At 68.9% G+C, this 14705-nt stretch carries 11 protein-coding genes; 8 read left to right on the forward strand and 3 right to left on the reverse strand.

Annotated features, from left to right (window positions below; genetic code table 11):
• Positions 1-9 precede the first annotated feature (9 nt).
• Positions 10-3012 carry a diguanylate cyclase gene (locus H4O13_02055; GenBank protein ID MBE5314164.1) on the forward strand — a complete coding sequence of 1001 codons (3003 nt, stop codon included), beginning with the start codon at positions 10-12 and terminating at the stop codon, positions 3010-3012.
• A gap of 222 nt (positions 3013-3234) precedes the next feature.
• Here the strand turns inward: H4O13_02055 and H4O13_02060 are convergent, their stop codons facing one another.
• Positions 3235-4233 carry a multidrug resistance efflux transporter family protein gene (locus H4O13_02060; GenBank protein ID MBE5314165.1) on the reverse strand — a complete coding sequence of 333 codons (999 nt, stop codon included), beginning with the start codon at positions 4231-4233 and terminating at the stop codon, positions 3235-3237.
• Between the two features lies 1 nt (position 4234).
• Positions 4235-4729, reverse strand: a complete 495-nt coding sequence (locus tag H4O13_02065; GenBank protein ID MBE5314166.1) for a flavin reductase family protein — start codon at positions 4727-4729, stop codon at positions 4235-4237.
• Positions 4730-5163: 434 nt separating this feature from the next.
• On the opposite strand from H4O13_02065, the gene H4O13_02070 reads away from it, so the two are divergent.
• Both H4O13_02070 and H4O13_02075 read left to right on the forward strand, forming a co-directional pair.
• Positions 5164-7653, forward strand: a complete 2490-nt coding sequence (locus tag H4O13_02070) for a serine hydrolase (protein ID MBE5314167.1) — start codon at positions 5164-5166, stop codon at positions 7651-7653.
• A gap of 30 nt (positions 7654-7683) precedes the next feature.
• Positions 7684-8433 carry a hypothetical protein gene (locus H4O13_02075; GenBank protein MBE5314168.1) on the forward strand — a complete coding sequence of 250 codons (750 nt, stop codon included), beginning with the start codon at positions 7684-7686 and terminating at the stop codon, positions 8431-8433.
• Between the two features lie 159 nt (positions 8434-8592).
• Here the strand turns inward: H4O13_02075 and H4O13_02080 are convergent, their stop codons facing one another.
• Positions 8593-9285 carry an arylesterase gene (locus H4O13_02080; GenBank protein MBE5314169.1) on the reverse strand — a complete coding sequence of 231 codons (693 nt, stop codon included), beginning with the start codon at positions 9283-9285 and terminating at the stop codon, positions 8593-8595.
• 12 nt (positions 9286-9297) lie between these two features.
• Between H4O13_02080 and H4O13_02085 the strand changes: the two genes are divergently transcribed.
• The 5 genes from H4O13_02085 (at position 9298) to H4O13_02105 (ending at position 14211) form a co-directional block, all read left to right on the forward strand.
• Positions 9298-10020: an ABC transporter ATP-binding protein gene (locus H4O13_02085; protein ID MBE5314170.1), complete on the forward strand. Its 723-nt coding sequence runs from the start codon at positions 9298-9300 to the stop codon at positions 10018-10020.
• Positions 10017-12515 (forward strand): FtsX-like permease family protein, encoded by a 2499-nt coding sequence (locus H4O13_02090; GenBank protein MBE5314171.1) that lies wholly within the window; start codon positions 10017-10019, stop codon positions 12513-12515. The genes H4O13_02085 and H4O13_02090 overlap by 4 nt, the downstream gene beginning before the upstream one ends.
• A 308-nt stretch (positions 12516-12823) precedes the next feature.
• Positions 12824-13084 (forward strand): glutaredoxin 3, encoded by a 261-nt coding sequence (gene grxC, locus H4O13_02095; GenBank protein ID MBE5314172.1) that lies wholly within the window; start codon positions 12824-12826, stop codon positions 13082-13084.
• Positions 13081-13434, forward strand: coding sequence for a carboxymuconolactone decarboxylase family protein (locus H4O13_02100; GenBank protein ID MBE5314173.1), 354 nt, complete (start codon positions 13081-13083; stop codon positions 13432-13434). Before grxC ends, H4O13_02100 begins: the two co-directional genes overlap by 4 nt.
• A 294-nt stretch (positions 13435-13728) precedes the next feature.
• Positions 13729-14211 (forward strand): glutathione peroxidase, encoded by a 483-nt coding sequence (locus H4O13_02105; protein MBE5314174.1) that lies wholly within the window; start codon positions 13729-13731, stop codon positions 14209-14211.
• Positions 14212-14705: the final 494 nt, after the last annotated feature.

Raw genomic sequence — 14705 nt, forward strand, 5'->3', positions numbered from 1 at the left:
AGACCGACCATGCCCAGAGCCGTCACTGCCGCTGTTCTTGCGCTTGCACTGCTGCTGTCCCTGGGGGCGGCAGCGGAGCGTGCGCGCGCGCAGGCGACGAGCGTGGCCGCGGCGCCCCCGGCTCAGACCCCGCTCAACGAGCTTTCGAGGCGCAACTGGACCACGCGCGAGGGCCTGCCGCACAACTCGATCAATGCCCTGGCGCAGACTCGGGATGGCTATCTATGGCTGGCCACCTGGGAGGGCCTGACCCGCTACAACGGCCGCGAGTTCGAGCTGTTCGGCCGCGACCAGCTGCCGCCACTGCAGGATCTCGCCATGCGCAGCCTGCACCTCGATCACGAAGGCGGGCTCTGGGTGGGCGGTGTGCGCGGCGATCTTCTCCGTTACCACCACGGAGAATGGTCGCGCCTCGAGCCGGCCGAGGCCTTCGTCAACGCGCTGCTGCTCGATCGCGCCGGTCGACTCTGGGTGGGCCAGGAGGCCCGCGGCCTGCTGCGTATCGACCCCGATGGCCACCGCCAGGTCTACGGACGCGCCCAGGGCATGCTAGGCGACAGCGTCTTCGAGCTGGTGATGGACCGCCAGGGCCGCGTCTTCGCCGGCACCTCGGGGGGGCTGGTGCGCGTCGAGGGCGAGTACGCCGTCGAGGTCCGCTATGCCGAATCCGCGGACAGCCCGGCGGTGCTGGGTCTCAATCTGGACCGCGAGGGCCGGTTGCTGCTGTCGACCGCGCGCGGTGCCTACCGCTCGCGCACGTCCGACTACGCCGAGGGCTTCGATTCCCTGCACCCCGATCTCGCGGGTCGCAGCGTGTTCCGCATGGTCGAGGGCCCGGACGGCTCGCTGTGGATCGGCACCGCCATTGGCGGTCTGGCGCGGCTGTACGGCGACACGCTTGAAACCTTGGGGACCACGCAGGGGTTGCCCAGCGGGCGGGTGCTGTCGCTGCTTCTCGATCAGGAGGACGCCCTCTGGGTCGCCACCAACGGCGGTCTGATGCGTCTGGGTGCAGCGCCGTTCTCCAGCCTGACCGCGGCCCAGGGTCTGTCCGAGAACTTCGTGCGCGCGGTGTTTCGCGCTCGCGACGGCAGCCTGTGGCTTGGCACCGGGCGTGGGCTCAATCGCGTCGTCGACGGCCAGCTGGTGCCGATCGAGGATCCACGGCTGCGCGAAATGTCGGTGCTGAGCCTGACGCAGAGCGCCGATGGTAGCCTGCTGGTGGGCAGCTTCGACCGCGGCGTCGCGCGCGTTCGCGACGGTCGAATCGTCGAGGTCATCGATCGCAGCCGCGGCCTGCCCTCGGACCAGATCCGGACGCTGCGGGAAACGCGCGACGGCGCGCTCTGGATCGGCACCATCGAAGGCTTGGCCGTGCTGGAGCCCGGGGAAGAGCGCGCCCGCCAGCTGCCGCCCGGTCCCGCTGGCGTGTTCATCAACACGCTGAACGAAGACGATCAGGGCCGGATCTGGGTGGGGTCGACGCGGGGCCTGGACCTCATCGAAGACCGGCGCAGCATCGTCGCCGGGCCGCGCCTGCCCGCCGATGCGCGCGCGGTGTTCGCCCTCGCTCGCGATGGCGACAGCGCGGCCTTCTGGGTGTCCACCGATCGCGGATTGATGCGGCTCGAGCCGGAGACCCGCGAGATCACCTTGCTCGGCCCCGAGCAGGGCCTGCCGGTCGAAAAGGTCTTCAACGCCTTGGCCGATGGCACGGGTCAGCTGTGGCTCTCTTCGAACCGCGGCGCGATCCGGCTGAAGCGCGACGACGCGGTTGCGGTGCTGCGCGGCGAGCTGCCGCGGATCAGCGCGGATGTGTTCGACGAGTCGCACGGCATGGAGAGCAGCCAGTGCAACACCGGCAGCCCGGCCGGCGCGTTGGACGCCGAGGGCAATGTCTGGATCGCCACCGCTTTCGGTGCTGCGCGCATCCGCCGCGAGCGCCTCGGTGATGACACCGCACGTCCTCTGCCCACGGTGCTGGAGCACGTGGCCGCCGAAGGTCGGGCCCTGCGGATCGATCGGCCTGCGGTGCTGCCCGCGGACACCAGCCGCGTGGCCTTCAGCGTGGCGGGCCTCGGCTTCGTAATGCCGGAGCGGATTCACTACCGCTATCGACTGGAGGGCTTTGACACCGACTGGGTCGAGCGCGGTCGTCTGCACGCGGTGGAGTACACCAACCTGCCGCCCGGTCGCTATCGGCTGCGCGCGCAGGCGGCTTATGCAGGCAGCCCTTGGGACTCGCCCGAAGCCAGCTTCGAGTTCCAGATTCTGCCGGCGCCCTGGGAGCGGCCCTGGGTGCAGGCGCTGGTCGGGCTGTTGCTGCTGGGGCTTGCCTTCCTGATCTACCGGCTGCGGGTGCGCGCGCTGCGTGCGCAGGCGGTGAGCCTGCAGCAGGCGGTCGATCGCAAAACCGCCGAGCTGCGCGCATCCACCGAACGCCTGCTGGCCGCCGATGCGGAGAAGACCCAGCTGATGGACCAGCTGCGCGAACAGGCGGAGGCCTTCGAGCGTCAGGCCCGCGAGGACGCGCTCACCGGCCTCGCCAATCGCCGGGCCTTCGATGAGACCGCCGCCCGCGAGTTCAGCCGCGCCCGTCGCATGGACACGCCGCTGTGTCTTGCGCTGATCGACATCGACCATTTCAAGCGCATCAACGACAGCTACAGCCATGCAGCCGGCGATGAGGTGATCGTGCGCCTGGCGCAGCTCATGAAGCGACAGAGTCGCGGCATGGACGTGGTGGCGCGCTGGGGCGGCGAGGAGTTCGCCTTGCTCCTGCCGCAGGCGAAACTGGAGGACGCCGAGCGCGTCTGCGAGCGCCTGCGCGCGGCCTTTGCCGCCGAACGCTTCGACGAGATCGATCCGGCGCTGCGGCTGACCATCAGCATCGGCCTTGCCTCGCAGCAGGGCCTGAGCGGGCACGAGCAGCTGCTGGTGCGGGCCGACGCGGCGCTGTACGCCGCCAAGCGCGGCGGCCGTGATCGCGTGGTGGTCTCGCGCATCGACTGAAGGCGCTGCGTTGGAAGGTCTGAACCACTCCGTCGGGGAGATGTTCAGACGTCGCGGGTCCGGCGCAGGTCCGGACGGGTTCGGCCGCGGCGCGGCGACGTCTTCGCTGCGCTCGCTCACTCCAGCTCAAGCATTGCCCTGCGCGATCCGCAGGCGCGGCGCTTGTAGCGCGCCGCAAGCTCCGATGAATCAGGGCTTCCCTTTCGCCGCGACGCCGCTGGCTCAGCCTCCGCGCTCCGAACGCAGAGCCTGCAGCGCCGCCTCGCGCCCCGCGGCCTCGCGGCCAGCCAGCAGGCCCAGCGCAACGATGCCGGCCATGACGATCGCAGCGCCAGTCCACGCGGTCGCGCCCGGCAGTGCTTCGGCAAACAGCAGCGCACCCAGCACCGACGCGAACACGATTTCCGCCGCCTGCATCGCTTCCACCGCACCCAGCGCGCCGGGCTGGTTTTGCACGCGCCCCGTGGCCTCGAAGAACAGCACCGTGGCGATGATGCCGGCGAACAGGGCGACGCCGCCGGCCAGCCAGAGCTGCTCCACCGGCGGCGCGCCGCTGCGGGCGAAGGCCAGCGCGGCGATCGCGAACCACAGCGGCTGGCTGGCCAGGGTCATGCCGAACACGCGCTGGGTGGCGTTCAAGCGCTCGCCGGTGCTTTCGAGATGCAGCAGCAGGCCACGATTGCCCAGCGGGTACGCGAAGGCCGACACGCCCACCACGGCCAGCGCGATCCAGTCAGCCAAGCGCAGCGCGCCGCCGGCCGCATCGAACTGCATCAGCAGCACGCCGCCGATCATCGCCAGCGCCATCGCGAAGACGGCCTTGGGCACGCGCGCCCGCGCATCGCGATACAGCAGCGGCGCACACAGCATTCCCGCCACCACGGTCAGCTGGAAGCTGCCGGCAATCAGCCAGGACGGCCCGGTCGAGGCCGCCCACGCAAGGCAGACGTAGAACAGGCCGAAGCCGATGCCGCTCCACAGCAGCCACGGGCCCGGGTGGCGGCGGATGCTGGCCCACACCGGCGCCACGCCGCCTTGCCAAAGCATCAGCGGCAGCATCAGCGGCAGGGTAATCAGATAGCGCAGGCAGGCCGTCCACAGCCAGTCGCCCTCGCCATCGGCGGCGGCGCGGTTCAGCACGTAGGTGGCGCTGAAGAACAGGGCCGAGGCCAGGCCCAGCGCGATCGCCAGGTAGGCGCCGCGCTTCGCGCTCGCCGGCATGTCAGTCCTGGGCGAAGCGCCGGTAGGCGCCGCGCAGGTAAAGCAGTGGCTCGGCTTCACTGGTTTCGAAGCCTTCGACCTCGCCCAGCAGGATCACGTGATCGCCGCCCGCATAGCGCTCGACGATGCGGCAGACGAAGCGGGTCACGCAGCCGGTCAGCAGGGGCAGCCCGGTCGGCCCACGTTCCAGATCAAGCCCGGCGAAGCGGTCGATATCGTGGGTGGCGAAGCGCTGCGACAGCTCGCGCTGCTGCGCACCCAGGATGTGCACCGCGTAGTGGCTGGCGCGCTCGAAGGCCGCGAACGTTGCCGCGCGTCGCGCGAGGCACCACTGCACCAGCGGTGGCTCCAGCGAGACCGACGAAAAGCTGTTCACGGTCAGCCCGACATCGCGGGCCGGCAGGCTCGCATCGCCGGGATCGCGCGCGGTGACGATGGTGACGCCGGTGGCAAAGCTGCCGAGCGCGCGGCGGAGTTCTGCGTGGGGTTTGGTCATTGCGAGGGCTGCGCTGGAGGACGGGCGATAGTAGCTGCGGGTGAAGCGGCATGGGTGATTCCGGATGGGCCGACGGTAGCGCTGCTGCGAGAGCGCCGTGCCGGGTTGCGTTGATCTCCGCCCCGGCAGATCGCATTGCGAGGGTGGCTGAAGCCCCAATCCCCGCCATCAGCGCCTCCACCTGCGGCCATACGTGCGCCAACCGCTTGGGCTGCGCCTGCGCCCTCGAGTGCGGCTTGCCCGGCGCGAAGGTCTCGCGGTCGCTGGCGATGGGGCGCGCAGAACCTGCGGCCGCGCGTTTCGCCAGAGGTTCGGCGAGCGCGCTGAACGGGCCGCGGAGGGCTTGCGTGACGTCCTGCAGACGCGGAGTGATCTGACTTCGGTCGATTGGCGCGCCACCGACTGTCGTTTTGCCCGCTGTCTTGCGAGTCCCTTTGCAGACGACCCGCCCCGGGTCCGACGAGGGAGCAACGATCATGAGGGCTTTCAACAAACATCCCAGGCTGTCCGGGTACGCCGCACTGCGGGCGGCTTGCCGCGCGCAGGTGACGCACGCCAGCAGTGCATTTCGAGGACTCCTGCTGGTCTGCGTTGCGCTGCCCGCGGCGGCGGCTGACGTCACGCAGCATCGCATCAACACCTTCACCGGCGCCGGCATTCAAGCGCCCACCCATGACGTGGTCATGCCGGCGAACACCCACTTCAACATGAACAGGCCCTTCAACGCGGGGGCGCAAGCCTTCACCGCGTTGATCAACGGGCACACCGGGCGTGTGCAGCTGCGCGCTATCGGCTCCGGCGCCACTCTCGGCGCTGTGACGTCGGACACCACCCGCCTGGAGTTCCGCAGCACCAACGCGGCCGTGCTCTCACTGGCGGGCGGCGCCACGCTTGCCCTGCACGACGCATTCGCCGGAACGCTGCGGCTGGTGAACATCACTCCCGCGGGCACCCTGGTGGGAACCGGCGTTGAGCACCGGTACGAGTCGCTCAAGGACAAGAACCTTTTTGACATCTACCAGCGCGCGGGTCGCTGGCACTTCTTCGCGCTCGACACGTTCTCGGGAGATGCGGCCTCGTACACCGACACCGGCTTCGAGCTCAAGACCGAGACCTGGTCGCTCGGATGGTCGAGCGTCGACCACCTGACCGCCGGCGCCGGCACGCACCGCATCCTCTACAAGGCCGCCGGCGATCCGACGCTGCTCCGCGGCGAGGCGGGCGACAACGAAGGCATGCTGGTGGTGCAGCGGGTTGCGAACACCGGCATGAACGAGGGCAACACCCAGGTCATCAACATCGATGCCGGATACTCGCACGTGCGCTTCGTCAGACTCGGCACCGCGCCCGTGTACCGGGTGCTCGCCTACGACCGGAAGACCGGGTATTCGAAGCACGCTCCGTTCGACCCGAATACAGGCACCATCACCGGCCCCTTCACGGGGCACGTCGATGCGACGCCAAAGTGGGCAGAGGTCGAGCCCTTCGTCGCCGGCGGCGTCTCGCGGATCGCGTTTCTCGCCGACGACAGCGTCGAGCCCTTTCACTACGACCAAGCGGAGCGAATGGCGCTGTCGATTCACGATCGCCTGAAGACCCGAGCGGTTGGCTACCAGTACGTGCTGATGCAGTCGGGTCGGCTGATCGGCCGCCGCGCGTGGGGATACGTCGGTCTCGGCAGCGAGGAGAAATCAATGACCAACCGTCTGCGCATGGACGTCGGCAGCGTGAGCAAGATGATCATGGCGACCAGCATGCTCGAGCTCTCCCGGCGTGGCACGGTCGATCTCGACGCTCCGCTGCGCAGCGCGATCAACCCTGCGGCCGCTGCCGGCTGGGTCGACACGTTCACGCTGAAGAACGCGATGACGCACACCACGGGCATGCCGAAAGACTCGCCAGGGTGTTCCGGAGAAAGCACGTTCCTCACCATGGACTGCCTGCCCTTCTACGCGGCCGAGCAATCCGGGGAACTGGAGTCGCCCACGCCCAGCGCAGACGTGACCGACGACTACCGGCGCGAGTACGTGAACTCCAACATCGCACTCGCGCGCGACGTGTTTACCTGGAAGCTCTCGGCCGCCACCTCACCGCACGTGGTCGACGAGGTCTTCAAACTGTGGGCGAGCCACATGGGCGCCGATCGCGAGCAGCTCAGCTGCCAGCACCGTCCTGACGTCTACTACTTCGGTCAGTGCCGCGGCGCCGGCGGCTGCCAGGAGCACCTGAGCGGCGTGTACCAGCAGTCGAGGATCATCGAGGACTGGTCGAACAATTGCTCGGCGGGAGGGTGGGCGGCCTCTTCGCGTCAGCTCTCCGAGTTCCTCACTGCTGTGCGCTACCGGAAGCTGATGTTCGGGGCTGCCCCCGAACAGGGGCTTCTGACCAACGTCACGCTGACCAGCGGCAACTCCGCCACTGCTTTCGGGTGGGACGCGCCGACCACGTTCAACGGCGTGGCCACGCTCGGCAAGGGCGGCGCGAATGGAGACCGGGACTCGACCGCTGCGTTCAACGCGCACATCCTGCGCTTGCCGAACAACATCGACGCGGTGCTGCTGGTGAACACGGCCGGGATCGACTCGGGCGACTTGCTCGCCGAGGGCTACCGCTACGGCATCTCGACCCTCAACGAACCCAGCCCCTATGTGATCGAAGACCTGCTGCAGGTCGAAGGCACTTACGACCGGCTCGCGCTCAACGCTCCGCCCGAGAACCACCTGTTCCCCTCCCGCTACGTCACCGCCAGCCGGAATGCGGCCAACGGCAGACTGCAGCTCGACGCCTTCCGGGTCGACCCCGGCCAGGGACTCACCCTCACTGACAGCGAGAGCGCCGATGCGATTCTCTCGGTCGCGGTGACCGATGGCCTGCAGTTCGTCACCGCCGTTCGCGACGCGCTCGGACGCCTGCAGTTGACGTGATGGAACCACCACAACGGCGCCCTCAGCCGGTTGGGCAGCTGGCTGGGCGACACGGTCTCTGAAATCGACGTGACCCGGGTGGGCACTCCTGTCGATGGAGTGACGCGCGCGGTGGTGGTGAGCCGGCGCGGTGACGGGCAGCTCACGCTGCAGACCGTCGATCACGCGCCCGGCAACGTTGCCACTCGTCGCGACACCGAGGTGGTCGCCGCGGGCACGGGCGCGGCCGTTCAGACACTGCGCTGGGCGAGCACCGGCGCGCCCAGCGGCCGAGTGGTGCTCGGCTTCCGCAACGCTGCGGGGCAGCTCGAACTTCAGACCTGGGAGGTCGCAAGCGACGGCGCCTTGACCCAGCTGGGGACGCTCGCCCGCGCCGCAGTCATCAGCGGCCAGAGCGCCAAACGCGTCGCGATCGATCAGGTCGGCGACCGCACTCCGTTTTTCAACAGCGGCTTCGTCACCGTTCACGTCACCCCCGAGTCGGAGGCCGAGCACCGCAGCTGGGAGGTGGCCGCCAACGGTGCGATCACCGAGCTGGCGACCGTCGCCGGCACCAGCGCGACCTCGGTCGACGCGATGGGGCGGATCACCACCCAGCGTCGCGAGACCGGGGGCATGACGGTCAAGCGCTGGTCCGTGGCAGGCAACGGCACCCTCACCCTGCTCGACGGCGAGACCTACCCCAACGTCAACCAGGCGATGACAGCAGGCGACCGGCTCATCGCTTACCGCAACGGCACCGACGAGCTCAAGGTGCTGACGTTCTCGGTCGTGCCCTAGTTGAAGACTATGCGATGAGCCCCGCGCCCCCTCTTGTTGTATGGACCGGAGAGGGGGTGGGCAGAGCGGGATGTGCGCCTCGCCTTGCGTTTACCCCCTCTCCCCCGGCCCCTCTCCCACGGGGGAGAGGGGAGATCGGCATTTGGCTTGCGCGTCGGGCTAACCCGCGCCGCTGTGGCCAGCGACGAGTGCCTCCACCTGCGGCCACACATGCTCCAGCAGCCTTGGCTGCGCCTCGGCCGTCGGGTGCAGGTTGTCCGGCAGGAAGGCCTCGCGGTCGCTGGCGATGGGCTCCAGCAGGAAGGGCAGCAGGGCGGTGCCATGGGCCTCGGCCAGTTCGGCGAACATCCCGTGGAAGTCCGCGGTGTACTCCGGGCCGTAGTTCGGCGGGATGTGCATGCCGATCAGCAGCACCTTCGCGCCGGCCGCCTGGCTGGCGGTGATCATGCGCGTCAGGTTGGCGCGGGCCTGGCCCAGGTCAAGGCCGCGCAGGCCGTCGTTGGCGCCGAGCTCGATGATCACGATGGACGGGCTGTGCGCCTTCAGGTCGGCGTCGATGCGGGCGGCGCCGCCGGCGGTGGTTTCGCCGCTGATGCTGGCGTTGACCACGGTCCAGCCGGGGCGCTCACGCGCAAGCTTTTCTCCCATCAGATGCACCCAGCCCTGCTCCTTCGACAGGTTGTAGGCGGCCGAGAGCGAGTCGCCGACCACCAGCACCGTGCGCGCGGGCACTGGGGTTTCGGCGATCGAGACCACAGAAAGCAGCAGGCCCAGCAGAATCACCACGAATGTGATGACGCCACGTTCAGATCGGCTGGGCGAGGCTGCGTGGGTGTGCAGGATCAAAGACATGGAGTTCCCGTGATGGATGGATCGAGCGAGCCGCGCCGCGAGGGCGCTGGCAGTGGGACGGTTTCGGCGCGCGAGGCGCTGCGTGCGCAGGCGCTGGGCAAGCGGGTGCAGCTGCCGACCGGGCCGCTGACCATACTTGAGGACGTCAGCTTTTCGATCAAGGCGGGTGAAACCGTCGCGATTGTCGGCGCCTCCGGTTCAGGCAAGTCGACCCTGCTGTCGCTGCTGGCCGGCTTGGACACGCCGTCCTCGGGCTCGGTCGAATTGGCGGGCGAAGCGCTGTCGAGCCTGGACGAGGACGGGCGCGCCGCAGTGCGTGGGCGCCATGTCGGCTTCGTGTTCCAGAGTTTCCAGCTGCTGCCCTCACTCACCGCGCTTGAGAACGTGATGCTGCCGCTGGAGTTGTCCGGGGCGAGAGACGCCGAGACGCAGGCACGCGGCATCCTTGCCCAGGTCGGTCTTTCCGAGCGCCTCAGCCACTACCCGCGGCAACTCTCGGGCGGCGAGCAGCAGCGTGTGGCCCTGGCCCGCGCCTTTGTCACGCGGCCGGCGGTGCTGTTCGCCGACGAGCCCACCGGCAACCTCGATACCAAGACCGGCGAGTCGGTGGTCGAGCTGCTGTTCGAGATGAACGCCAGCAGCGGCACCACCCTGGTGCTGGTCACGCATGACCCGAAGCTGGCGGCGCGCTGCGGCCGCGTGCTGCGCATCGACTCCGGTCGGCTGCTGGCATGAGGCTGCTCAAGCTCGCCTGGCGCTTCACCCGTCGCGACCTCGCCTCCGGCGAAGTGCGCGTCTTGCTGGCGGCGTTGATGCTGGCGGTGGCTGGCGTCACTGCGGTCGCCGCGCTTACCGACCGCGCCGAGCGCGCACTCGCCATGGAGGCCAACCGTCTGCTCGGCGGTGACGCCGTGCTGCGCGCCGACCAGCCGATCGGCGAGGGCCCGCGCGCGCTGGCCGCCGAGCTCGGCCTGCAGGTGGCCGAGACGCTGGGCTTTCCGAGCATGGTCCGCGCCGGCGAGGCGCTGCGCCTGTCGGATATCCGCGCGCTGTCCGAGGGCTATCCGCTGCGCGGCGAGTTTCTCCTGATCGACGCGCAGGGCCGCGAGTTCAAGGCCGAGGGCATTCCCGCCCGCGGCGAGGTCTGGATCACCCGCGCCGGCGCCGAAGCCCTGCAGGTGGGCATCGGCGACACCCTCAAGATCGGCAGCAGCGAGCTGCGACTCTCAGCGCTGGTCGCACAGGAGCCCGACGCGGCGCTCGACTACTTCAACGTCGCGCCGAAAGTCTCAATCAACCTCGCCGACCTTGAAGCCACCGGCCTCGTGCAGGTCGGCAGCCGCATCAGCTACCGCCTGGCCGTTGCCGGCGAAGCGTCGGCGGTGTCGCGCTGGATCAGCGACCAGCGCGAGGACCTGGGCCGCGGCCAGCGCCTGGAAACGGTCCAGGACGGCCGCCCCGAACTGCGCAACGCGCTGGAGCGCGCCGACCGCTTCCTCGGCCTCGCCGCACTGGTCGCCGTCGTGCTGTCAGCGATCGCGGTGGCGATGGCTGCGCGCCGGCACAGCGCGCGCCATCTGGATGCCTGCGCGGTGCTGCGCTGCCTCGGCGCGGATCAGCGCGCGATCGTGGTGATCCAGCTCGGCGAGCTGCTGTTCCTCGGGCTGATGGGCAGCCTCGTCGGTGCCCTGATCGGCTACGGCCTGCAGGCCGCGGTGACCGCCTGGCTGGCGCAGGTGCTGGGCCTGTCGGTGCCCGCACCCGGCCTGCTGCCGCTGGCGCAGGGCCTGGCCGTGGGCTTGATCGTGCTGTTCGCGTTCGCTGCGCCGCCCGTGCTGGCGCTGCGGCGGGTGCCGGCGCTGCGCGTGCTGCGGCGCGATCTGGGCGGCGTCGAAGCCAGCGCAGTCGCGGTGTCACTGCTGGGTCTGGGCGCGCTCGCGGCGCTGCTGTGGTGGAAGGCCGGCTCGGTCAAGCTGGGTGCGGCGATGCTGGGCGGCATGCTCGGCACCTTCATCGTGCTGGCGCTGCTGGCGCTGGCGCTGGTGGCCGTGCTGAAGCGCGTGCGCGGACGCCTGCGTGGGGTCTGGCGCTACGGGCTCGCCAACGTGTCGCGGCGCGCGGCGGTGAGCGTGGCGCAGATCAGTGCGCTGGGCTTGGGCCTGATGGTGCTGCTGATGCTGGGCCAGGTGCGCGGCCAGCTGCTCGACCGCTGGCAGCAGGCGATTCCCGAGGACGCGCCGAACCGCTTCGTGGTCGGCGTGCAGGCCGATCAGGTCGAGGGCGCGCTCGAGGTGATGCAGGCGCGCGGCATCGAGGCGCCCGGCCTGCTGCCGATGGTGCGCGGGCGTCTGGTGCAGCACAACGGCGATGCCGTGACGGGCGAAACCTATGCCGAACGCGGCCAGCGCGCGCGCCGGCTGGCCGAGCGCGAGTTCAATCTGAGCTGGGCGCAGGACCTGGCCGTGGACGGCAACCCTGTCGTCGCCGGTCGCGCCTGGGACCCGGCGGGCACAGCGCCCGAAGTCTCGGTGGAGCAGGGCATCGCCGAGACCCTGGGCTGGTCGCTTGGCGACCGCATCGCCTTCGATGTCGCCGGCCGCGTCTTCGAGGCCGAGATCACCAGCCTGCGCGAGGTCACCTGGGAGGGCTTCCGGCCCAACTTCTTCGTGATCACGAACGCGCCGGCGCTGCAGGACTCGGCGGCCAGCTACATCACCGCGGTCAACGTGCCCAGGGGCGACGTCGAATTCACCCGTGCGCTGGTCGGGCGCTTCCCCAATGTGTCGGTGATCGATGTCGACGCCATCATCGAGCAGGTCCAGCGCACCGCGCGCCAGGCCACGTTGGCGGTCGAGTATGTGTTCTTTTTCACCCTGGGCGCGGGCCTGCTGGTGCTGGTCGCAGCGGTCACCAGCAGCCAGGACGAGCGCCTGCTCGAAGGCGGCGTCATGCGCGTGCTCGGCGCGCGCGGCCTGCAGCTGCGCCTGGCCCAGGCCAGCGAATTCCTGGCGATTGGCATCATCGCAGGCGGCATCGCCGCGCTGGCGGCAACCGGGCTGACCGCGCTGGTAGCGGACCTCGTGTTCGAGCTGCCGTTCGCGCCCGATTGGGGGCATGTAGGTATCGGCTTCGGCGCAGGCGTGTTGGCGGTGGTCGTGACCGGCCTCGCCGCCACCCGCCGCGTAGTCAGCACGCCACCGGCCATCACCCTGCGAGCCCTGCAGGGATGACTGCGTAAACCTCAACCGAAGCATAGGGTGGGTCTTGACCCACCATGAGCTTCACGCTCGCCTCGGACTGCCGTGCTTATCGCCTCGGCGTCCGAGCATCGTGGCGAGGTTTGGAGCTTTGGTGAGCCATGGCCCACGCAATGCGCGCGACATGGGCTCTCGCCGCGGCATGCTCTGCGAATCCCGAATCCCGAATCCCGAATCCCGTGCTGCGGCGTTGAGTTTCGGTGGGTCAAGACCCACCCTATGCAGGCTCGAAACACCGCCGCGGCGCAGCGCCTGCCCGCGGCCTGCCCCAAGGAACTGGAATGCCCGACATCAAGATCTACAGCACGGCCATCTGCCCCTACTGCGTGGCGGCCAAGAATTTCCTGAAGCAGCGCGGCCAGAGCTGGGAGGAGATCCGCGTCGATCTCGACCCCGCCGTTCGCAAGGAGATCGTCGAAAAGACCGGCCGCACCTCGGTGCCGCAGATCTTCATCAACGGCCAGCACATCGGTGGCTTCGACGACATGGTGGCGCTGGACCGCGCTGGCGGCCTCGCGCCGCTGCTGGAGGCAGGCGCATGAGCAGCCGCGTGCAGGAGTTCACCGATTTCCGCAAGCGCATGAACGAGCGCATCCTGTCCGAGGACAACCAGGTGGTGCGCCGCTTCTTCGCGCTCGACACCCAGACCTACAAGGACGGCGCGCTCGACCACAAGACCAAGGAGCTGCTGGGTCTGGTCGCCTCGATGGTGCTGCGCTGCGACGACTGCATCAGCTACCACATCGCCCAGTGCAAGGAAGCCGGCGTCAACCGCGAGGAGTTCTTCGAGACCTTCTCGGTGGCGCTAGTGGTGGGCGGCTCGATCGTGATCCCGCATCTGCGCCGCGGCGTGGATTTCCTGGATCAGCTCGAAGCTCCGGAGAGCACCTGACGGTGCCCTCCGGAGTGGGGATTCGGGATTGGGGATTCGGGATTTGCGCTTGGCCTTCGCTTGAGCGGCTTCGCGCGCTTGGATCAGTGCGCCCCGGATAGCGTCGAGCGGGGTCTCGAGGGCGGGATACAACTGCACGCAAGCGGCGCCACGCCCGCATTCGATCCCCGATCCCCGATCCCCGATCCCCGATCCCCGATCCCCGATCCCCGATCCCCGATCCCCAATCCCCAATCCCCAATCCCCAGCAACCCATCGCCCGACATCAACGCACCCACAGCGAGGCCGCGCCCCATGAGTTCCCTCTACGACTTCAGCGTGCAGGACATCGACGCCCAGCCGCAGTCCCTGCGCGACTACGCCGGCCGCGTGCTGCTCATCGTCAACACCGCCAGCAAGTGCGGCTTCACCCCGCAGTACAAGGGGCTTGAGGCTCTGCACCGCAAGTACGAGGCCAAAGGCCTGACGGTTATGGGTTTCCCCTGCGACCAGTTCGGCCACCAGGAGCCCGGCGACGAGGCCGAGATCAAGAACTTCTGCAGCCTGAACTACGACGTGCGTTTCCCGCTGTTCGCCAAGGTCGAGGTCAACGGCAAGGGCGCGCACCCGCTCTTCCAGTACCTGAAGAAGGAAGCCAAGGGCATTCTTGGCAGCGAGGCGATCAAATGGAACTTCACCAAGTTCCTGATCGATCGCGAGGGCCGGGTGGTGCGGCGCTATGCGCCCACCGATACGCCGGAGTCGATCGAGCGCGATATCGTCGAACTGCTGGGCTGACGCCCCGCTGCGAGCCCATGGGGTGGGTCTCGACCCAGCATGAGCTTCGCGTTGGCCCCGGTGTCCCGTGGGTCTTGACCCACCGATGCTTCGCTTCGACCCCGGTGTTCCGAACCCATAGGGTGGGTCTTGACCCACCATGAGCTTCGCTTCGGCCTCGGTGTTCCGAACCCATAGGGTGGGTCTTGACCCACCATAAGCTTTGCTTCCGCCTCGGTGTTTCGAACCCATAGGGTGGGTCTTGATCCACCATGCGCTTCGCTTCGGCCCCGGTGTTCCGAACCCATAGGGTGGGTCTTGACCCACCATGAGCCCCACGCTCGCCTCGGTCTCGCTTCGTCGCTTCGTCGCTTCGTCGTTCGAAGCGAAGATCAAGATCAAGAGCTTTCGGTCAGCCCTGCGGGCTGCCCGACCTGCTTCTCTTTGCGTGGCCAAAGAGAAGTAGGCAAGTGAAAGGCCTGCTCGTCCGCGCCCTACGCGCATCCCTGCGCTCC

The organism is Lysobacterales bacterium, from assembly GCA_014946745.1.
Lineage (GTDB): Bacteria > Pseudomonadota > Gammaproteobacteria > Xanthomonadales > Xanthomonadaceae > Aquimonas.